A 19,685-nucleotide genomic window follows, 5' to 3' on the forward strand; every position below is an offset into this window, starting at 1 on the left:
GACCTCTCCATCTCCGGCTACTGGCGCCTCGGCCACAACGAGGACGGCTGGCAGGCCTCCAAGCGCGACTGGAACGCCCAGGTCGAAGCCGAACAGGAGACCCCCGAGGCCTCCTGACCGACCCGGCGGGCCCGTCACGGCCGGTCCGGGTCCTCGCCCTTCTTCAGGAGCCACTCCCGGACCGTGAGGGACCGGTCGAGGAGCCGGGCGATCCGCATGCCCCGGTCCCGCGAGGTCACCCTCGTCAGCGGGGTGAAGTCGTCGGGCAGCATGTCCAGCAGGCTCATCACCCGCTCCCCCGTGCGCAGCGCCAGCAGCAACTCGCATCTCAGCGTGCGCGGCACTTCCGGGCGGTGGGAGAGTCCGTTCCACAGGGCCGGCCACAGGTAGTGCGTTCCGTCGGGTGCCGCGTTCGCCCGTACCCACGCCGGGTCCAGCCGCTGACTCAGGCGGAGCTCGCTCGCCCGCTCCTCCAGTCGGAGCAGGGCGTCCGAGTCGAGGGCCTTCACCTCGCGCGGCAGGTCCGCGTACGGCCCGGCCTGCCCGCTCACGAGGAGCCCGGGCCACCGGCGTGGTGGCTGAAGCGGTAGGTGGCGCGGTCGAGTTCGGTGACCTCGATGCCGAAGGCCGCCGGGACGCGGACGTGGGCCTCCAGCAGCGCGAGGGTGCGGGCGGTCAGCTCGGCGCGGAGTTCCGCGCTGCGGCCGGCGAGGATCTTGATCTCGACCAGCACCACCGCCCGGCCCTCACCGCCGTCACCGACCAGGTGGTGGGCGGCCGGGCGGAAGACGGTCTTGCACTCGGCGACCGTCGTGTCGATGACCTGCGCGAGCTGCTCGTGCAGCGCGGCGGCGAAGGCCGGGCGGTCGAGGACCACGTCGGTCGAATGGTCGATCAGGATCTGCGGCACGGGTACTCCCCCGGTGTGACTCGAACCAGTGAACGGTCCGGACGGTAGCGCAGACGGCCGCGCCCGGGCACGCCGATTCCGGTCCGGACGCGGGGGTGGGCGACCGGGCAGGGGGGAGGATGACCGGGGAGACGTCGGAGGGTGGGAGGCCGCGGTGGGGCTGGGGACGGTGGTGGTGACGGGCGCGGCCGGGCGGATCGGCGCCGTGGTGCGGCAGGCCCTGCGCGGGGAGGCGGAGCGTCTGGTGCTCGTCGACCGGGTGCCGCTGCGGGCGGAGGCCCCGAACGAGGTGGTGTTCACCGCGGACCTGCGGGATCCGGCGGCGGTGGAGGCGGCCCTGTCGGGGGCGGACCGGGTGGTCCACCTGGCGGGGATGCCGGACGAGGCGCCGCTGGCGGAGCTGCTGGAGGCGAACGTGCTGGGCACCCAGCACGTCCTGGAGGCGGCCCGGCGGGCTCGGGTCCGGCGGGTGGTGCTGGCGAGCAGCAACCGGGTGACCGGGTTCTACCCGGCGGGGCACCGCACCGGGCCGCTGGAGCCGTACCGGCCCGACGGCCTGTACGGCGTCAGCAAAGTGGCGGTGGAAGCGCTCGGGCAGTTGTACGCGGACAAGTTCGGGCTGCCGGTGGTGTGCCTGCGGATCGGGAGCTTCGAGCCGGCCCCGGTGGACGTCAGGCAGCTGGCGACCTGGCTGAGCCCGCGGGACGCGGTCGGGTTCGTCCGGGCGGCGCTCACGGCGCCGGAGACGGTCCGCTTCGCGGCGGTGTACGCGGTGTCCGCCAACACCCGGCGGTTCTGGGAGCTGCCGGACCCGGCGGTGCTGCCGTACGTCCCGGCGGACGACGCGGAGGCGTTCGCGGCGGACGTCCCCGGTGCGGACGCGGCGGTGGACCCGTCGGCGCCCCAGGCGGGCGCCTACGCGCTGCCGGAGTTCACCCTGCCGTACCTGGGCGCCGCCGGCCGGACCTCGTACACGGAGCCCGACCGATCGACCATCACCTGATCACGGGAGTCGAAGTGCAACGCATCACGACGTCGCTGTGGGGACCCGGCCCCTACTACTTCGCCGACCGCTTCCTCACGGTGGGGAATCCCGAGGCCCTGGGGCCGCCGGACTTCGCGGAGGACAACGAGGAGGGCCACGTCTTCCGCCTGGACGGCGGGGAGGTCGTGCTGCTCTGGCGGGACTGGATCTACGCGCCCGACACCTACGTACTGGCGGCCATGGTCGACGATGCCGCCCGGCTCCTCGCGGAGTTCGTCGCGGAGTCGGACCACCTGGGCACACAGGTCGACGAGGCCTGAGACCGAATCCGCCCCGGCCGGAGGTCAGCCGACCTCGGCGGCCTCCTCGGTCCACACGCCCTGCGGGTGCTCGTCGACCGGGAGCCACAGGCCTGGCTGCGAGCGGCACCCCGCGCTGGCCCGCTCGTCCGAGGGCGGCCGGTGCTCGCGGTCGGGCCAGAGCACCTGGACGAACGGGACCGGGCTGCGCCGGTAGAAGCCGACGGCCGTGCCGAACAGCGGGCGGTACCAACTGTCGTCGACCGGTCGGAGCTCGACCCGGTACCCGTCGATGACGTCGGGGAGCAGCGTGCCGGGCTCCGTCGACGCGCCGTCGCGCAGCTGAGCGGCGGCGGCGTTGGCCCAGTGCATCAGCCCTTCCACCTCCAGGCTGAACATGGCCACCTCCGGGATCCGGTAGGAGTGCCACAGGCCGACGGTGAAGGCCCAGTTCGGGACTTCGCCTCCCCCGCCCACGCCGACCACGTGCCAGCCGTGGTCGCGGACGTGTGCCATCACCGAGGACCAGTGCTTCGCCCGGTGCCGCCGGGCGCGGAAGGTGGCGGAGGCGGCGGGGTCGCAGATCACGCAGGGGCACGGAGGGGTCGCGGGGCGGTCGGTCATCCGGGTATCCAAGCAGATCAGGGCGGGTCTTCCCACCCCCAGGGGGCGGACGCGCAGTCCCGGGACCGGCCGCACGGGAGGGCCACTCGGACGGGTGACCGGCTCGACGCGCAGGAGCGCGGGACGTGCGCCGGGTGCGGGTCCGGCCCGGCTCCCGGCGGTCGACGGGTTGACTGCGGCGTGCCCAACGGGCCCGGTCGGTCGTTGACTGTGGCATGGAGTCGTCTGCGGATGAAGAAACGGTTCTGCATGGGCGGGACGTGCCGATCTACCACGAACTCGTCCGGCAGTGGCGGGCCGCCGGCCGCACCGTGCCGGGCCGGCCGGACCCGGCCTGGGAGTTGCTCACCGCGCCGCGCTCGGCGGGGTGCCGTCGGCCGCCCGCCGAGGCCGGCCGCCGGGAGACGGCCGGGGTGCCGCGTCCCAGGTGAACGGCCTTTCTGTGTCGGTGTCTTGACGTGGCACCGTCCGGACTGGCTTCATTGGACGCCATGGGAGCGCTCCCACCCTCGCCCGTGCTCCCCGCCCGCGCACCACTCCCCCGCCCGAGGAAGACTCCCACCCGTGCCTCCTGTCCCTTCCGTACGCCGCGTGTCGCGTCGCGCGGCCGCTCTCTTCACCGGCCTGGCGCTGGCCGCCGGCGGCCTGACCGCCACCGCGCTGACGGCGGCCCCCGCCGGCGCGGTCGGCTCGGTCGCCGCGGCGGCCGACGTCCCGGTCCGGGTCAACCAGCTCGGCTACCTGCCCGACGGCCCCAAGCGGGCCACCGTGGTCAGCTCGGCGACCGCACCGCTCGCCTGGCAACTGCGGGATGCCGGAGGCACGGTGGTCGCCTCCGGCACCAGCACGGTGCGCGGCGCGGACCGGGCGTCCGGCCAGTCCACGCACCTGGTGGACTTCGGCGCGTACACCGGCACCGGCACCGGCTTCACCCTGGTGGTCGGCGGCCAGGCGAGCCACCCGTTCGACATCTCGGCCGCGCTGTACGACGGGCTGCGGGCCGACAGCATGTCGTTCTTCTACCAGCAGCGCAGCGGCATCGCGATCGACGCGGCGCTGGCGGGCAGCGGGTACGGGCGCCCCGCCGGGCACCTGGGCGTGGCGCCGAACAAGGGCGACACCGGCGTGCCCTGCCAGGCCGGGGTCTGCGACTACCGGCAGGACGTGCGCGGCGGCTGGTACGACGCGGGCGACCAGGGCAAGTACGTGGTGAACGGCGGCATCGCGGTCTGGCAGGTGGTCAACTCCTTCGAGCGGGCCCGCCGCGCCGGCGGCGAGGCGGCGCTGGGCGACTCAACGCTGCGGGTGCCCGAGCGCGGCAACGGGGTGCCGGACGTGCTGGACGAGGCGCGCTGGGAGCTGGACTTCCTGCTCCGGATGCAGGTCCCGGCGGGCAGGCCGATGGAGGGCATGGCCTTCCACAAGGTGCACGACGCGCAGTGGACCGGCCTGCCGACCCGTCCGGAACTCGACGACCAGCAGCGTGAGTTGCACAAGCCGTCGACCGCCGCGACGCTCAACCTGGCGGCCACCGCGGCGCAGTGCGCGCGGGTGTACGCGCCGTACGACGCGGCCTTCGCCTCGCGCTGCCTGGACGCGGCGCGGCGGGCCTGGGCGGCGGCCAGGGCCAACCCGAACGTGCTGGCGCCGGGGACGGACTCGACCGGCGGCGGCGCGTACGACGACGCCGACGTCTCGGACGAGTTCTACTGGGCGGCGGCCGAACTGCTCGCCACCACCGGCGAGTCGCAGTTCCGCGACGCGGTGACCTCCTCGCCGCTGCATGCCAAGCCGGCCGATGCCTTCTGGTGGGGCGGCACCGCGACGCTGGGCCGGATCACCCTGGCGACGGTGCCCGGGGTGCCGCTGGCCGCGGACGACCTGGCGCGGGTGCGCGGCCTGCTGACCACGGCGGCGGACGGGTACCTGTCGACGATGGCGGGCCAGGGCTACGCGGTGCCGATCCCGGCCGACGGCTACGTGTGGGGCTCCAACAGCCAGGTCGCGAACAACGCGGTGGTGCTGGCGGTGGCCTTCGAGCTGACCGGGGCGCAGCGCTACCGGGCGGGCGCGCTGGAGTCGCTGGACTACCTGCTGGGGCGCAACGCGCTGGACCGCTCGTACGTGACGGGCTACGGCGAGCGGGCCTCGGAGAACGAGCACCACCGGTTCTGGGCGCACCAGAACGACGCCTCGCTGCCGCACCCGCCGGCCGGTTCCTTCGCGGGCGGGCCGAACGCGGGGCTGCAGGATCCGGTGGCGCAGGCGCAGTTGGCGGGGTGCGCGCCGGCGGCGTGCTACGTGGACGACATCGGCTCGTACTCGACCAACGAGGTGGCGATCAACTGGAACGCCCCGCTGGCGTGGCTGGCGGCGTTCGCGGCGGAGCGCAGGGCGGCTCCGGTGACGCCGTCGGTGCAGGTGACGCCGTCGGCGGTGTCGGTCGCGGAGGGCGGTTCGGCGGCGGTGGGCGTGCGGCTGTCGGCGGCGCCCGCGCAGGGCGTCACGGTGACGGTGGCGCGGGCCTCGGGCGACAGCGACCTGTCGGTGCCCGGGACGGCGCTGGTGTTCACCGCGGCCAACTGGTCGACGGCGCAGCAGGTCGCGGTGGCGGCGGCGCAGGACGCGGACGCGGTGGCGGGCAGTGCGGTGTTCTCGGTCGGCGGGTCGGGGGTGCAGGGGACGACGTTCACGGCGACGGAGGTGGACGACGACTCGGCGCCGCCCGCGGCCTCCTGCGCGGTGGTCTACAAGGTGGACAACGCGTGGGGCAACGGCTTCACCGCGACGGTCACGGTGAAGAACACGGGGACGTCCGCGATGTCCGGCTGGACGCTGGGCTGGTCCTTCGCCGGTGACCAGCGGGTCAGCAACGCGTGGAACGCGACGGTGACCCAGTCGGGCAGCGCGGTGACGGCCCGGGACGCGGGCTGGAACGGCGCGCTGGCGCCGGGGGCGAGCGGGAGCTTCGGGTTCCAGGCGACGTACTCCGGTGCGAACGCGGTGCCGGCCTCGTTCACGGTGAACGGGGCGGTCTGCGCCTGACGCTCCCTCCGCGGGTGTCCCTGCCCGCCGTGCCGGCTCCCGGTGCGGCGGGCAGGGGCGCTCCGGGAGGCCGACCGGGCGGGCTCCGTATGCTGACGGTGCATCGTGAGATCCGTTCGAGGGGTTGGCGCAGAGAACATGGCTGTCATTCACCACACCGAGCTGAAGCCGTCGAAGCTGGAGCTGCTGACGGAGTGGCTGCCGTCGCGTCCCTGGTACCGGGGCGGGGTGGGGGCGCCGGAGCCGGCGAAGGCGGGCGGGTTCCGGCTGGACGACCCGGCGGGTGAGGTGGGCATCGAGTTCCTGGTGGTCACCGACACGGCGGGCGGGGAGCCGGTGTCGTACCTGGTGCCGCTCAGCTACCGCGGGGCGCCGCTGGAGGGTGCGGACGCCGCGCTGGTGGGGACCATGGAGCACGGGGTGCTCGGCCGGCGGTGGGCGTACGACGCGTGCCAGGACCCGGTGGCGGTGGCGCAGCTGGTCGCGCTGATCGAGGGCCTGGTGCGGGCGCAGGACCAGAACGAGAGCGACACCCCGGACCGCGAGCTGACGGTCGGTTCGACGCGCTCCGCGCTCCCGGGTCTCCCGACCGTGGCGGACTCGGCGGCGGGGACGGTGCTGACCTGGGCCGACGGCAGGTCGCTGCTGGTGGTGCGGGAGTTGGTGGCGGGTTCCGTGGTCTCGGACGAGGCGACCGCCTACGTCGAGGGGGCGTGGCGGCTCGGGGACGGTTCGCGGGCCGAGGGCCTGTTCGTGGAGCTGCGTCCGGCTGACGGCGCGTAGCCGGGCCTGCGGACCGGGCCTGCGAACCCGGCCGGTCGGACGCGGTTCGGGCATTCGGGCTTCGGGCGTTCGGGCGTTCGGGCGTTCGGGTGAGTGGTGCCGGTGTCGGCCGGGGCGCTCCGGGTGCGGCGCCTATGGTCGTGGTGCGCCCCGCCCCCGGGGGCCCGGCTCGCGGGGCGTGGTGTCCCGGGCCGGCGTGACGAGCCGCTGGAGTGCCATGGCGTCCGGGAATCCCCCGCAGCAGCCCGCGCCGGGGGCGCGTGCCGGGACGGTGCTGCGCCACGCGAAGATCTGGGTGGTGCCCGGGGTGCTCAGCGCCCTGGTCGCGCTGCTGCTGTCGCTGCTGTACATGGGCGGCATCCTGACGCCGTCGGACCACCTGCACCGGATGCCGATCGCCCTGGTCGACTCGGACACGGGGCCGGCGCTGCCCGGCCACGCCACGCCGCTGGGCGCGGAGGTGGCCGCCTCGATCGTCGCGAACAGCCCGCCCGGGCAGGTCCAGTGGCGGGTCCTCTCCCGCGCGCAGGCGCAGGACGAGCTGGCGTCCGGCAAGGTGTACGGCGCGCTGGAGGTGCCGGAGGACTTCACCCGCAGCGTCGCCGCACTGACCACCGACCGGGCCTTCGCCCGACCGGTGCTGGCGGCGCTGACCAACCCGGGGGTGGGCAGCCTGGGCTCGTCGCTGGCGAGCCAGATCACCCAGCAGGCGGCCCACCGGTCCTCGCTGGAGATCGGCAAGCAGTTGCTGGCGGCGGCCCCGCAGGCGTCCGCGACGGACCAGCTGCTGCTGGCGGACCCGGTGGACGTCCAGGTCCGGCCCGGGCATCCGATCGGGCGTCACACGGGGCTCGGGCTGAGCGCGTTCTACTACACGCTGCTGCTGGTGCTGGCCGGGTTCCTGAGCGCCAACCTGGTGCACAACGCGGTGGACACCTCGCTCGGGTACGCGGACAGCGAGATCGGGCCGTGGCACTCGCGGCGGCCGACGCTGCCGATCGACCGGACGCAGACGCTGCTGGTGAAGATGGGCATGACGGCGGGGCTGTCGCTGGTCACCACCTCGATGATCATGCTGGCGACGATCGGCCTGCTCGGCATGGACGCGCCGCACCTGCCGCTGCTATGGGTGTTCTCGTTCTGCGCCTGCCTGTCGGTGGGCCTCGGGGTGCAGGCGATCAACGCGGCGTTCGGCGGGATCGGCCAGCTGGTGGCGATGTTCGTCTTCATCGCCCTGGCCCTGCCGTCCTCGGGCGCGACGGTGCCGCTGGAGGCGACGCCGGGCTTCTACCGCTTCCTGGGCTCGTTCGAGCCGATGCGCCAACTGGTCGGCGGCGTCCGCTCCATCCTCTACTTCGACGCCCGGGCGGACGCCGGCCTGGCCCGCGCCTGGGTGATGATCGCCCTGGGCCTGGTCGGCGCCCTGGTCTTCGGCTTCGCCATGACCCGCTACTACGACCGCAAGGGCCTGACCCGGATGGTCCCCCAGCCGTCCTGACGCGCGGCCGACTACCGCCCGGGCGCGTGGCTGCCCGTCAGACCGTCACCGGCCCGAGTGGGCCCCTCCTGCCCGGCGGGGGGCGGGCAGGAGGGAGTGTTGCGGTGGTGCGTCGGGGGCGGCCGGCCGGTGGGTGGGGGCCGGACGGCCGCCCCCGGGTGGGGGTCAGTACGCGGCGGTGATCCGCTGCTGGACGAAGGTGCGCTGCTCGATGGTGTCGAGGACGGCGGAGGCGTAGTCGCCGACGGTGATGCGGCTGGTGCCGTCGGCGGCGGTGAGCGGGGTGTCGCGGGCCTCGGCGCGGTAGCTGCCGGTGCGGTCGCCGGGGACGAGGTGGACGGGCGGGGGGCTGACGTACGTCCAGGCGACGGTGGTGTCGGCAGCGCGCAGCAGGTCGAGGGCGGCGGCCTGGTCGCGGGCGGTCTCCAGGTACTGGGGCGGGAACTGGGGCGAGTCGACGAAGCGCTGGCCGGGCGCGTACTCGAGGCTGCCGCCGCCGCCGATGAACAGGAGGCGGTCGACGCCGGCCTCGGGGAGTGCGTCGAGGAGGGCCCGGGCAGCGCGCGGCACCAGGTGGTCGGGGCCCTTGAGGGCGGCGACGGCGGCGTCGTGGCCGGCGAGGACGGTGGCGAGGGCCTCGGCGTCGGTGGCGTCGGCGTCGGCGCGGCCGAGCGGGGTGACCTGGTGGCCGCGGCGGGCGGCCTCGGCGGCGACGGCGCTGCCGAGGTTGCCGGCGGCGCCGAGGACGGCGATCTTCAGCGGCCGGGCGGCGGGGGTGTGGGCCGGTACGGGGAGGCGGTCGAGGAAGCCGGCGATCAGCGGGGCGATCTCGGGCAGGCACTCCTCCAGCGCGAAGTGGCCGGTGTCGAGGAGGTGCACCTCGGCGTCGGGGAGGTCGCGCCGGTAGGCGTGGGCGCCGGCGGGGAGGAAGAAGGCGTCGTTGCTGCCCCAGAGCACCAGGGTGGGCGGGCGGTGGTCGCGCAGCCACTGCTGCCAGGCCGGGTAGAGCTCGACGTTGGAGTGGTAGTCGAGGGCGAGGGCGGTCTGCGCCGCCTTGCGGCCGGGGAGGTCGAGGAAGTGCTGGTCGAGCGTCCACCCGTCGGGGGCGACGTGGGCGGGGTCGCCGGCGCCGCCCTCGTACTGGCCGCGGGTCATCGGCAGGGTGAACAGGCCCTGGACGGCCTCGGCGGCGCCGGGGACGCCGGCGCGGTTGGCGACGGCGCCGAGGGCGAGCTCGGAGAGGCCCTCCTGGTAGGCGTTGGCGTTCTGCACGACCAGGCCGGTGATCCACTCGGGGTGGCGGGTGGCCAGGCGGAGCCCGACGGGGCCGCCGAAGTCGAAGGTGTAGAGGGCGAAGCGGCTGAGCCCGAGCGCGCGGACGAAGCCCTCGACGACGTCGGTCAGCGCCTCGAAGCTGTACGGGAAGGTCTCCGGCGCCTCGGTGTGGCCGAAGCCCGGGTAGTCGGGGGCGACCAGGTGGTACCGGCTGCCGAGCGCGTCGATCAGGCGGCGGAACTGGTGCGAGGCGGACGGGAAGCCGTGCAGGAGCAGCAGCGTCGGCGCGTCCCTCGGCCCGGCCTCGCGGTAGAAGACGCGGACGTCGCCGACCTCGACGTAGCGGTGCTCCACCCGCGGAATGGACATGTGCACTGAAGTACTCCCCCCAGGGACGTAATGCAGGCATTCCTGCATTAGTGTGGATCTTGGCAGACCACACTGCTTAACGCAAGAGGAATTTCATTTGGAGCAGAACGAGACCCCGGGCACCCGCACCCCCGCGCCCGGCACACAGCGGCCCGGTGGCCGGACGGCGCGCACCCGCACCTCGGTCCTGGAGGCCGCGCTGGCCGAACTGGTCGAGTCCGGCTACGGCGCCACCCGGATCGAGCGGATCGCCGCCCGGGCCGGGGTGGCGGCGACCACGGTGTACCGGCGCTGGGGCAGCCTGGAGAACATCGTGGTGGACCTGGCGGACGAGCTGGCGGTGAGCATCACGCTCGGCGACACCGGCTCGCTGGAGGACGACCTGCGCACGGTGGCCCGCGCGGTGGTCCGGCTGAACGGCGATCCGGCGCACCGGGCGTGGCTGGAGGCGATGGTGGCGGCGGCGCCCGGTTCGCCGAAGGCCCGGGAGGCGCTGGCCTCGGTGCTCGCCCGCCGGCGGGACGTCACGGCGACGGCGGTGCACGCGGCGGTGGCGCGCGGCGAGGTACCGCCCGGGACGGACGGCCACGAGGTGATCCGGGCCACGGTGGCGCCGCTGTACCTGCGGATGTACATCACCAGCGAGCCGGTCGGCCCGGCGGAGGCGGACCGGGCCGCGGCGGCCGCGGCGCTGGCCGCCCGGGCGGGGCTGTACGTGCTCGCCGGAGCGGCGGACGATGCCGCCGCTCCGCCGCGCGCGGACTGAACCGGGCCACGCGGCGGGGAGGGTGGATTCCCGCGGGTGTCGGGCGCGTCGGCGTGCGACGGCCGCCGGCGGCCTCCCGACGATCACCGACGGGTGCCCCGCGGAGACCCGGCAGGCTCCGGTGACCCGCGGGGCGGCGACCCTCCCGTGGCCGGACGCACCGCCGGCCGGACGGACGGCGCTCTCGCGGCCGGACGCGCGCCGGGGCGGAGCACGCCGGTTCCGGCTTTCGCGCTACCGGTTCGCCGGGGCGTTGGCTCGCTGGGCGGGCGCCCACGCCCGGTTGAGCTCGGCGAAGTACGGGCCCGGATCTCCTGTCGCCGAGCGACGGGCCGCGTCGACCAGGCGCCGACGGTAGTCGGGGGCGTCCAGCCCGATACCGGCGGCCTTGTCGATCCTGCCGACGGCGAGGCTGTTGCGCCGGGTCTGCGGGATCATGCGCACTCCTCGCTGGTCGAGCAGCTTGAGCGCGGGCGGCAGCGGGGCGCCGCGGACGGCCGAGATCGCCTGCTCGCTCCGGGCGCTGCCGGACTGGGTGAGGTACCAGTCCAGCCAGGCCAGCGCGGCGTCCCGGTTCTTGGCGTGCAGGCTCACCCCGTACCGGTAGTCCGGCTGGACCACGGTGCAGAAGTGCCCTTCGCGCTGCGCGGGGAAGGGCATGAAGCCGATGTCGTCCGGGTTCTGTCCGACCGCCCTGGCGGCGGCCTGGAGTTGGGGCACGGCCCAGGAGCCGAGGTACATCGCACCGATCCGCCCGCCCCCGAGCAGCGATTTGGACTGCTCCCAGTCGGTGCCGGCCGGGTCGTCCTCGCTCAGTTGCTGGTGCACGACCGCGTACAGCAGTCCGTCGATGGTGGAGAGTTCGGCGCCGGGGCCCCACGGCGCAGCGGTGGTGGCGAGGGCGTCGCGGGCGGTGTTGTCGCAGCCGACGACGCCGATCGCGTCGCTCCACTGGCGCAGCGGCCAGCCGTCGGCGTAGTTGGTGTAGTAGGGAACGGCGCGGGTCTTGGCCTTGACGGCCCGCAGGTCGTCCAGGAACTCCTTGGGAGTGGTGGGCCAGTCCTCGACGCCGGCCTGCCGGAACACTGCCTTGTTGTAGACGAACCCGGTGGCGATGCCGATGTTCGGCAGGCCGTAGACCTGTCGGCCGACCGTCCCGTACTCGGTGAAGTCGAAGGTCTGGCCGAGGAGGTCGGTGTCGCCCAGGGGCGCGAAGTAGGTCGGATAGTCGCCCAGGGGCAGGTTGTTGGGGATCGGCAGGACGTCGCCGTAGCTCCCGGTCCGCAGCCGCTCGGACACCTCGCCCTCGTAGTCGGTGATTCCCTCGAACGTGACGGTGACCTTGGGGTAGGCGCGGTGGAAGGCGTCCGCGTACCGCTTGAGGGTTCCGTCGGTGATCTGGTCGGTCCGGTTGGTCAGCACGGTGACGTTGCCGGCGATCCGGTCGGCGGGTGCGGAGGCGATGCCGCCGGTGCCGGGCCTGCCGCGGTCCTCGTCGCCGCACGCCGCTGCCGTCAGCACGGTCGCGACGGCCAGGACGAGGGCGATTCCTCTGTGCATGGGGTTCTCCCGGGGTCACCGAGTCAATTAACCGGTTAATTTCCGAAACCGTAGGATCCCCATATCAATGTTGTCAACAGCTGGTTAACCGTTTTCGCCCACGGCCCACACCGGCACAGGGTCCGGCGGCGCGGCCTCCGCGCCGCCGGAGCGGCGGCGTCAGGCGCCGCCGAGAGCGAGGCCCGCCCAGGCCTCGGCGAGGAGTCGGTGTCCGGTCGGCGTGGGGTGGACGCCGTCGGCGGCGATGGCGGCGGGGTCGCCCCCGGTGAGGGCGGCCTGGGCGAGCAGGCCGTCGGCGGCGAGCAGGAGCGCCCCGTGGTCGCGGGCGATCCGCCGCACGGCGTGGATGCGCGGGTCGAGGTCCTCGCGCCAGGCCCGCTGGGCGGGGGCGACCGGGACCAGGAAGGGCTCGATCAGCAGCAGGCGCACGCCGGGGACCCGCTCGCGCAGCACGTCGAGCAGGCCGCGGTAGTCGGCCTCCCAGCGCTCGACGGGCGAGGCGAGACCGCTGTCGTAACGCCGCCAGGTGTCGTTCACGCCGATCATCAGCGACAGCAGGTCGGGGCGGTGCGCGAGGGTGTCGCGCTCCCAGCGGGCGGCGAGGTCGGAGATCCGGTTCCCGGAGACGCCGCGATTGAGCACGGTCGCGCCGGGGTGGGCGGTCCGGACGGCGGCGGCGGCCAGCGCGGCATAGCCCCGGCCGAGGGAGTCGGGCACCGCGCGGTCGCGGCCGGCGTCGGTGATGCTGTCGCCCTGGAACAGCACGGTCGGGGCGGGTGACAGGTCGAACGGCACGGCGGGCGCCCTTTCTGACGGCGGGTGAGCGGCGCGCCGAGCGTACATCTGGCACAGGGGCCCGGTCCGGACCGGTCCACCAGCACTGGACAACGTTGTCTAAGATCGCGACAATCACCCGGAACGACCTTGAGACCCGCGGAGACGTCACCATGAGTTACGACACGGCCGACCACCTCGACCCGGTCCGCGGGACCGGGCAGCAGGGCGACCTGCTCGCGGCGGTCGACCTCGGCGGAACGAAGATCGCCGGCGGCCTGGTGACCGCCGGCGGCGACCTGCTGCACCAGGTGCGGGTGCCCACCCCGGCCACCGGCACCGAGAAGGAGCTGGCCGCCGCGGTGGACGGCGTCCTGGACCTGCTCGCCCGTCACCCGCGCTGGTCGGACGTGCGCGCGGTCGGCGTCGGCAGTGCCGGGCCGGTGGACATCGAGGCCGGCACCGTCAGTCCGGTGAACATCCCCGCCTGGCGCGGGTACCCGCTGCGCGCCCAGGTCGCCGACCACCCCGCCGTCGCCGGACTGCCCGTGGTCCTCGGCGGCGACGCCGTCGCCATGGCCGCCGCCGAGCACTGGCAGGGCGCCGCCCGGCCCTACCGCAACGCGCTGTGCCTGGTGGTCTCCACCGGCGTCGGCGCCGGACTGATCATCGACGGCCGTCTGCGCACCGGTCGTACCGGCAACGCCGGGCACCTCGGGCACATCAGCGTCGACTTCGCCGGGCGGGCCTGCCCGTGCGGGTCGCGCGGCTGCCTCGAAGGGCTGGCGAGCGGTACGGCGATCGCCCGGACCGCGGCCGAGGCGGGGTGGCGCTCCCCCGACGGCGACACCTCCGCCGGGGCGGTCGCCGCCGCGGCCGCCGCCGGCGACCCGGTGGCGCTGGACGCCTTCGACCGGGCGGCGCGGGCGCTCGCGGCGGGGATCGCCGCGACGGCAACGCTGGTGGAGATCGACGCGGCGGTGGTCGGCGGTGGCGTCGCCGGCGCCGGCGAGGTCCTGTTCGAGCCGCTGCGCCGGCACTTCGCGACGTACGCGACCCTGCCGTTCGCCGCCCGCACCGTGATCCTCCCCGCGCGGCTGGGGACGGACGCCGGCCTGGTCGGCGCCGCGGCGCTCGTCCGCGAAGCCCTCACGGGCGGGGCAGCACCCACCCCCTGACCCCCACCACCGGCCGAAGCCCCGGGCGGCCCCGCAACCGGATCCGACCCTCACCCCGAGCACCGCTCGGCGCGACCCTGCCGAGCCAGTGCCCCTCGGCCGGAGGCCGGTTGCCTCGGCGCAGCCGTCCCCACCCCTGGTGCGCGGCGGTGCCGATGAGGCGGTGGGAGTCGTGCGTCTCCCGGCCGGCGATCGAGCGGGGCTCAGTCCGTGGGGTGGCGGCGGGTGAGGGCGATGATCGCGATGTCGTCGGTGAGGTGGTGGGTCCAGTCGTGGACCTGCTGTTCGAGGTGGCGGACGAGTGCGGTGGGCGTGGTGGTCCGGCCGCCGGCGCGGGCGGCGGCGAGGCCTTCGGCGAGCGGGTAGAACTCGCCGGAGGAGTTGCGGGCCTCGCTCAGCCCGTCGGTGTGCAGGACGAGCACGTCGTGGTCGGCGAGCGGCACGGTGGCGGGTTCGGGTGTGTCGTCGCCGAGCAGGCCGAGGCCGAGCGGGAGCAGCGCGGGCACGTCGTGTTCGCGGTGGCCGTCGGGGCCGACGGTGAGCGGGGCGAGGTGGCCGCAGTTGACGACGCGCAGGTCCTCTCCCGCTCGGTCCTCGATGAGCAGGGCGGTGGCGAAGAGTTCTTCGTCGCCTCGCGCGGCGGCGGCGCGGACGAGTTGCCGGTCCATCCGGGCGACGAGTTCGCCGAGGTCGGGTGTTTCGTGGGCCTGGCTGCGGAAGCAGCCGAGCAGGTCGGTGACGGTGCGGACGGCTTCGAGGCCTTTGCCGCGGACGTCGCCGATCAGGATCCGGGTGCCGTACGGGGTGTGGACGGCTTCGAGGAAGTCGCCGCCGATTCCGGTGTCGGCGGTGGCGGGCTGGTAGAGGCCGGCGAGGTGGAGGCGGCCGAGGCGCGCGGGGATGGGGTGGAGCACCGCGTCCTGGAGCGCGCCGACGGTGGCGCGGGCGCGGGCGAGGCGGTCGGAGGTGCGGCCGCGCTGCCAGGCGAGGAGTCCGGCGCCGGCGCCGATCAGCAGGGCGATCACGACGGTGATCGGCTTCTCGGCGTGGTGCTCGCTGGCGAGGCCTCGGACCAGCAGGTATTCGAGTCCGGCGGCGGCGGCCACGGCGAGGGCGACGGTGGGGCGGCCGACCAGGAGGGCGGCGACGGCGACCACGCCGGTGCCGATCCAGAGCAGTTCGTGGGCGTCGGCGGTGTCGGCGCTTCCGCTGAGCACCGAGGTGTACGGGAGGGCTTGGGCGGCGACGGTGCCGAGCAGGATGGAGACGGGGTGGAGGGCGGCGGAGAAGCCGAGGCGGGCGCGCGGCAGGGCGGCGAGGAACCAGGCCATCTGCGGTACTTGGGCGATCATGACGCCGAGTCCGACGAGGGCGACCAGCACGCTGCCGGTGACGGTGGCGGCGGTGGCGGAGCCGGGCAGGAAGTGCAGCAGGGCGAGGCCGACGGCGGCGAGCGGGAGGCCGAGGGAGCAGCCGGTGAGGGCGGTGATCCGCAGCCGGCGGGCGAGCAGGCAGCCGAGTGCGCCGCCGGCGCCGAACGCGGAGACGGTGAGCGCACTCCGGGCGGGGCCGGCGCCTGCGGCGGTGGTGAGCAGGGGGACGGCGACCTGCAGGACGACCTGGGTGAAGCCGACGGCGAGTCCGGCGGCGAGGGCCATGGCGGCGACCTTGCGCGGCAGGGCGACGGCTTCCTGCCGTCGGGCGGCGCGGTTCCCGGCCCGGAGCCGGGCGGCGAGGGCGGTGGCGGCGGAGCCGGTGAGCAGGGCGAGGACGCGGGGGTCGGTCCAGCTCCAGACGGGGGCGAGCAGCAGTCCGGCGGCGAGCAGGACGACGGCGCCGACCAGGCAGGCGACGAAGGGGCGGTCGAGGCGGGCGTCGGCGCCGCCGCGGGTGCCGGGCGGGGTCGTCCGACGGACCAGCACCAGGACGGCGATCACCACCAGCCCGCCGACCGCGGTGATGAGTCGCAGGGTGAGCATGGACGGCGAGCGGGGCGCCAGGTTGGTGGCGACCAGGTAGGCCAGTGACTGCAGGGCGAGCCAGCCGCCGAGCACCCGGGTCATCCGTCCGGGCGCGTTGAGTGCGGGGAGGGCGGCGAGGCAGCTGACGAAGACGGCGGCGATGGCGGTGTTCACCACGGTGTGGGCGATCCGGTAGGTCCACGGGTCGCCGGTGAAGGTGAGGACGGCGCAGCCGGCGGCGAGGGCGCCGAGCGCCCACAGGACGACGGTCCGCCGGCCCCACACGTCGCCGGCCCGGCCGGCGGCGAACAGCGTGACCACGGTGGCCAGCACGCCGACGATCTTCGTCCCGGCCACCTCGGACGGGGTGAGCCCGAATGCGGTGCGCACCACCGGCAGGGCCGCGGCCTGGAGCACGGGGGCCATCACGTACGCGGTGGCGACCAGCACCAGGCCCACGATGACCGGCCGCGCGGGGCGGTCGGGTCGGGTGGCCGGTGTTGCGAGCGCTGCCATGGTGCGGTCCGTTCCGTGGTCGTCGGGTGTCCTCTTTCAACGTTAGCGACGGTTAACAGTTAATAAAGTGCATAAAGTCCCTTTTATAACCTCGCTCCGGGTCGTTCGGCGCCGCGGGATGGGCCGGGCGGGTGGTTCGTCGCGCGGGATGCTCGTGCGGCCCCGGGTGGGGAAGGATCCGGGGATCGTACGGGTGGTACGGGTTCCGTGCGGGTCGTGCGGGGAAGGGCGGGCATCGCGATGGACACCGAACGGCAGGAAGGTCCCGATCGCCCCGCCGAGGGGCCCGGCGCCCAGGAGCCCGGGTTGCGCACGGCGGCGCTGTGGGGTGCGGCGGTGCTGGGCGCCGCCGCGGTGGGCGCCGTACTGATCGCCCTGTGCGTGCTGCTGCGCGCGGCCGTCGTCCCGCTCTCCATCGCGCTGCTGATCACCGCGCTGCTGGACCCGCTCTCCCGGCGGCTGCGCAGGCGCGGCCTCTCCCCCGGCGCGTCGGCGGTGCTCGGCTGCCTGGTGCTGGTGGTGGTGGTCGGCGGCGCGCTGTGGGTGGTGGTCCGGCTGATCGCGGACGCCGCCGACGGGATCTCCGCCTCGCTGCAGGAGGCCCGGGCGGACGCCGACGGCAGCGATCCGTTCTCGCAGGCGGTCCGCGGCGCCTCGGACGGCCTCGCCCAGCTCGGCACCAGCCTGGCCAAGGGGATTGCCGGGGGCGTGCTCAGCGGGCTGGGGCTGGCGGCGCAGGTGCTGATCTCCGGCGTGCTGACCCTCGCGCTGGCGTTCTTCCTGCTGCGCGACAAGGCGAAGGCGGCGGCCGGCCTGCACCGGCTGGCCCCGCGGGGGCAGGGCGACCGGGTGGTCGCGGTCGCCCGTACCGGGTACGGGGCGATGGCCGGGTTCATGCGCGGCACCACGATCATCGCGGCGATCGACGCCGCGTTCATCACGCTCGGCCTGGCGCTGCTCGGCGTGCCGCACGCCGCCGGGCTGGGCGCGCTGGTCTTCGTCGGTGCGTACATCCCGTACGCGGGCGCGTTCCTGTCCGGGCTGGTGGCGGTGGTGGTCGCCTTCGCCGACGGCGGGCTGTCGCAGGCCCTGTGGGCGCTCGGGATCGTGCTCGCCGTCCAGGCGATCGAGGGCGCGGTGCTGCAGCCGGCGGTCCAGAGCCGCACGGTCTCGCTGCACCCGGCGGTGGTGCTGCTGGCGATCGCGGCCGGCGCCTCGCTGGGCGGGCTGTTCGGCACGCTGCTCGCCGTCCCGATCACGGCCGCGGCCGTCGGGATCGCGCGGCAGCTCCGCGCAGCGGTGGCCACGCCGGAGGCGTAGCCGGGTCGCTGCGCGGAGTGCCGGGCGGGGTGCCGGCGCGCCCGGTGGGGCGGGCGGCGCGGTCACCCCGTCCGGCGCTCGTCGCTTCCGCGGCGGGGTTGCCGGTGCGGTGGAGCGGATCAGGCGGTGGCGACCGCGTTGTTGCGGACCCGGCGGTAGAGGAGCACGCCGGAGGCGGTGGCGCCGGCCAGGGAGAGGCCGACCACGCCGAGCAGCGCGGCCGAGGTGCCGGTGCCCTCGGTGGGCAGCGAGGCGCTGTTGGCCGTCCCGGTGCCGTGGTTGTGCACCGTGATGGTGGACTTCGCGGCGTCCGCGGCGAGCTGCTGCTCGCTCGGGGCGCCCGGCTGGGAGAACGGGACGGCGGCCGCGGCGGCACCGGCGCCGCCGAAGACCACGTCCGAGCAGCCGTAGAACGCCTCCGGGCTGTCGGTGCGCTGCCACACCATGTAGATCAGGTGGCGGCCGGTGCGGCTCGGCAGGTTGCCGGTGATGTTGTAGTAGCCGTTGTTGGAGGTGCGCGCGGTGGCGTACGTGGTGACCGGGTTGGCCAGGTCCAGGTCGGACCACTTGAGCGGCGCGGTCGGGTTGTAGCCGGCCTTGGTGATGTAGAGCGTCATGACGCCCTGGTGCGGCGCGGTGACCCGGAAGTTGAAGGCGTTCGAACCGGCGCTGACGGTCGTGGCCGGCCAGTCGGTGCGGGCCCAGTCGAGCGCCTTGTACTTGTCGCGGCCGGCCGAGCAGAGCTTCCCGTCCGGAATGATCTGCTGGCTCTGGCCGTTCGCGTTGGCGAGGTTGACCTCGTTCCAGTCGTACAGCGGCTGGGTGCCGCTGGTCGCGACCAGGTCCTTGCAGACCTGCGACTTGGGGGTCTCGGGACCTTCGGCGTAGCACGCGGCGACCCGGCTGGCGGGGCCGAACATCGCGCCGTGGGCACTCGCGGTGCCTGCGGTGGTGGCCAGTGCGGCGGCGGCGCTCGCCGTCACGGCACCGGCGGCAAGGAGCCTGCGCGTCCAGGACATGGTTCTCCTCATGCGGTCTCGGGCCGGTTGTGGGGGAATCCGGGCATGGGTGTACCCGGTCCGGGGCGCGACCCCGGGGCATGCACGACACGGACCCGACGCGCCGTCAGCCGCCGAGGAGCCTACGATTGGCCTATACCAATTGACAAGGATGGCGGACTTGCCAGAACTTGACGATCCGTCCGCACGCTTGCACGCTCAGCCACCGTGGTGCAGATGGGTCCGGCGGCCCTCCGGATCGAAGATCCCGAGGATCTCCGCAGGTCCGCCGTGGGCGCCGATCGCGTGCGGCACCATCGTCGAGAACTCGGCCGCCTCCCCGTCCGCCACCAGCACGCGCCGCTCACCGAGCTGCAGCGCCACCGTGCCGGACAGCACCGTGAACCACTCCCGGCCCGGGTGCGCCTTCAGCTGCGCCGCGCCCGACGCCCCCGCCGGCAGCGGCCGCTCGATCCGCACCCGGGCGACCGTGATCCCCGGCAGGCGCTCCAGCGTCCAGCTGCTCACCCCGTGCGCCGCGTCCCGCCGCGGGCGGACGATCACGTCCTGGTCGTCGTCCGGCTGCTCGACCAGCTGGTCCAGGGTGGTGCCGAGCGCCCTGGCGATCGCCGTCAGCTGGTCCAGCGCGATCCGGCGGCCGCCGGTCTCGATCCGGCTGAGCGTCGACGCGCTCAGGTGGCAGCGGCCCGCGAGGTCGTCCAGCGACCAGCCCGTCGCGGCCCGCAGGCCCCTGATCCGCTTGCGCACGACGGCATCGAGATCACTGCTTTCTTGCGTCATGCGCAAGAGGTTATGCGATCGCC

18 protein-coding genes and 1 pseudogene are annotated in these 19,685 nt (G+C 74.7%); 10 read left to right on the top strand and 9 right to left on the bottom strand.

Going from position 1 to position 19,685, the window contains the following annotated elements; translation table 11 throughout:
- Positions 1-117 (top strand): annotated as a pseudogene (locus tag ACGFX4_RS30365) (siderophore-interacting protein); the annotation flags it as partial.
- Between the two features lie 17 nt (positions 118-134).
- Here the strand turns inward: ACGFX4_RS30365 and ACGFX4_RS30370 are convergent.
- Positions 135-551 carry a hypothetical protein gene (locus ACGFX4_RS30370; RefSeq protein WP_393080977.1) on the bottom strand — a complete coding sequence of 139 codons (417 nt, stop codon included), beginning with the start codon at positions 549-551 and terminating at the stop codon, positions 135-137.
- Complete coding sequence (locus ACGFX4_RS30375; RefSeq protein ID WP_393080978.1) at positions 548-910, bottom strand: 5-carboxymethyl-2-hydroxymuconate Delta-isomerase; 363 nt, start codon at positions 908-910, stop codon at positions 548-550. Before ACGFX4_RS30375 ends, ACGFX4_RS30370 begins: the two co-directional genes overlap by 4 nt.
- A 154-nt stretch (positions 911-1,064) precedes the next feature.
- On the opposite strand from ACGFX4_RS30375, the gene ACGFX4_RS30380 reads away from it, so the two are divergent.
- Both ACGFX4_RS30380 and ACGFX4_RS30385 read left to right on the top strand, forming a co-directional pair.
- Positions 1,065-1,913, top strand: coding sequence for an NAD-dependent epimerase/dehydratase family protein (locus ACGFX4_RS30380; RefSeq protein WP_393080981.1), 849 nt, complete (start codon positions 1,065-1,067; stop codon positions 1,911-1,913).
- Between the two features lie 14 nt (positions 1,914-1,927).
- The gene (locus ACGFX4_RS30385; protein WP_393080983.1) at positions 1,928-2,215 is read left to right on the top strand and encodes a hypothetical protein; all 288 of its coding nucleotides are present in this window, start codon (positions 1,928-1,930) and stop codon (positions 2,213-2,215) included.
- 24 nt (positions 2,216-2,239) lie between these two features.
- On the opposite strand, the gene ACGFX4_RS30390 is transcribed toward ACGFX4_RS30385, so the two are convergent.
- Entirely contained in the window at positions 2,240-2,818 is a 579-nt protein-coding gene (locus ACGFX4_RS30390) for a DUF4262 domain-containing protein (RefSeq protein WP_393080986.1), read from the bottom strand.
- A 260-nt stretch (positions 2,819-3,078) separates the two neighbouring features.
- On the opposite strand from ACGFX4_RS30390, the gene ACGFX4_RS30395 reads away from it, so the two are divergent.
- The 4 genes from ACGFX4_RS30395 to ACGFX4_RS30410 all read left to right on the top strand — a co-directional run bounded on the left by ACGFX4_RS30395 (position 3,079) and on the right by ACGFX4_RS30410 (position 8,144).
- Positions 3,079-3,249 (top strand): hypothetical protein, encoded by a 171-nt coding sequence (locus ACGFX4_RS30395; protein WP_393080989.1) that lies wholly within the window; start codon positions 3,079-3,081, stop codon positions 3,247-3,249.
- Between the two features lie 160 nt (positions 3,250-3,409).
- A complete protein-coding gene (locus ACGFX4_RS30400) occupies positions 3,410-5,863 on the top strand; it encodes a glycoside hydrolase family 9 protein (RefSeq protein WP_393080992.1) in 2,454 nt (817 codons plus the stop codon).
- 138 nt (positions 5,864-6,001) lie between these two features.
- Positions 6,002-6,646 carry a 1,4-alpha-glucan branching protein gene (locus ACGFX4_RS30405; RefSeq protein ID WP_393080995.1) on the top strand — a complete coding sequence of 215 codons (645 nt, stop codon included), beginning with the start codon at positions 6,002-6,004 and terminating at the stop codon, positions 6,644-6,646.
- 217 nt (positions 6,647-6,863) lie between these two features.
- Positions 6,864-8,144 (top strand): YhgE/Pip domain-containing protein, encoded by a 1,281-nt coding sequence (locus ACGFX4_RS30410; protein ID WP_393080998.1) that lies wholly within the window; start codon positions 6,864-6,866, stop codon positions 8,142-8,144.
- Between the two features lie 165 nt (positions 8,145-8,309).
- On the opposite strand, the gene ACGFX4_RS30415 is transcribed toward ACGFX4_RS30410, so the two are convergent.
- Positions 8,310-9,788, bottom strand: coding sequence for an alpha/beta fold hydrolase (locus ACGFX4_RS30415; protein WP_393081001.1), 1,479 nt, complete (start codon positions 9,786-9,788; stop codon positions 8,310-8,312).
- A 97-nt stretch (positions 9,789-9,885) separates the two neighbouring features.
- On the opposite strand from ACGFX4_RS30415, the gene ACGFX4_RS30420 reads away from it, so the two are divergent.
- Positions 9,886-10,554, top strand: coding sequence for a TetR/AcrR family transcriptional regulator (locus ACGFX4_RS30420; RefSeq protein WP_393081004.1), 669 nt, complete (start codon positions 9,886-9,888; stop codon positions 10,552-10,554).
- A gap of 234 nt (positions 10,555-10,788) precedes the next feature.
- Here ACGFX4_RS30420 and ACGFX4_RS30425 read toward each other — a convergent pair whose 3' ends face one another.
- Positions 10,789-12,114, bottom strand: a complete 1,326-nt coding sequence (locus ACGFX4_RS30425) for an ABC transporter substrate-binding protein (RefSeq protein WP_393081007.1) — start codon at positions 12,112-12,114, stop codon at positions 10,789-10,791.
- 159 nt (positions 12,115-12,273) lie between these two features.
- The gene (locus tag ACGFX4_RS30430; RefSeq protein ID WP_393081010.1) at positions 12,274-12,909 is read right to left on the bottom strand and encodes an SGNH/GDSL hydrolase family protein; all 636 of its coding nucleotides are present in this window, start codon (positions 12,907-12,909) and stop codon (positions 12,274-12,276) included.
- 152 nt (positions 12,910-13,061) lie between these two features.
- Between ACGFX4_RS30430 and ACGFX4_RS30435 the strand changes: the two genes are divergently transcribed.
- Positions 13,062-14,066, top strand: a complete 1,005-nt coding sequence (locus tag ACGFX4_RS30435) for an ROK family protein (protein ID WP_393081013.1) — start codon at positions 13,062-13,064, stop codon at positions 14,064-14,066.
- Positions 14,067-14,269: 203 nt separating this feature from the next.
- Here the strand turns inward: ACGFX4_RS30435 and ACGFX4_RS30440 are convergent, their stop codons facing one another.
- The gene (locus ACGFX4_RS30440; protein ID WP_393081016.1) at positions 14,270-16,543 is read right to left on the bottom strand and encodes an MFS transporter; all 2,274 of its coding nucleotides are present in this window, start codon (positions 16,541-16,543) and stop codon (positions 14,270-14,272) included.
- 240 nt (positions 16,544-16,783) lie between these two features.
- On the opposite strand from ACGFX4_RS30440, the gene ACGFX4_RS30445 reads away from it, so the two are divergent.
- Positions 16,784-17,863, top strand: a complete 1,080-nt coding sequence (locus ACGFX4_RS30445; protein WP_393081019.1) for an AI-2E family transporter — start codon at positions 16,784-16,786, stop codon at positions 17,861-17,863.
- 119 nt (positions 17,864-17,982) lie between these two features.
- Here ACGFX4_RS30445 and ACGFX4_RS30450 read toward each other — a convergent pair whose 3' ends face one another.
- Together ACGFX4_RS30450 and ACGFX4_RS30455 are read right to left on the bottom strand one after the other, a co-directional pair.
- On the bottom strand, positions 17,983-18,882 hold the full coding sequence (locus tag ACGFX4_RS30450; RefSeq protein WP_393081022.1) for a lytic polysaccharide monooxygenase: 900 nt from the start codon (positions 18,880-18,882) through the stop codon (positions 17,983-17,985).
- Positions 18,883-19,080: 198 nt separating this feature from the next.
- Entirely contained in the window at positions 19,081-19,662 is a 582-nt protein-coding gene (locus ACGFX4_RS30455; RefSeq protein WP_393081025.1) for a helix-turn-helix domain-containing protein, read from the bottom strand.
- Positions 19,663-19,685 lie beyond the last annotated feature (23 nt).

It is taken from the genome of Kitasatospora sp. NPDC048365, from assembly GCF_043200835.1.
Classification (GTDB): Bacteria; Actinomycetota; Actinomycetes; order Streptomycetales; family Streptomycetaceae; genus Kitasatospora; species Kitasatospora terrestris.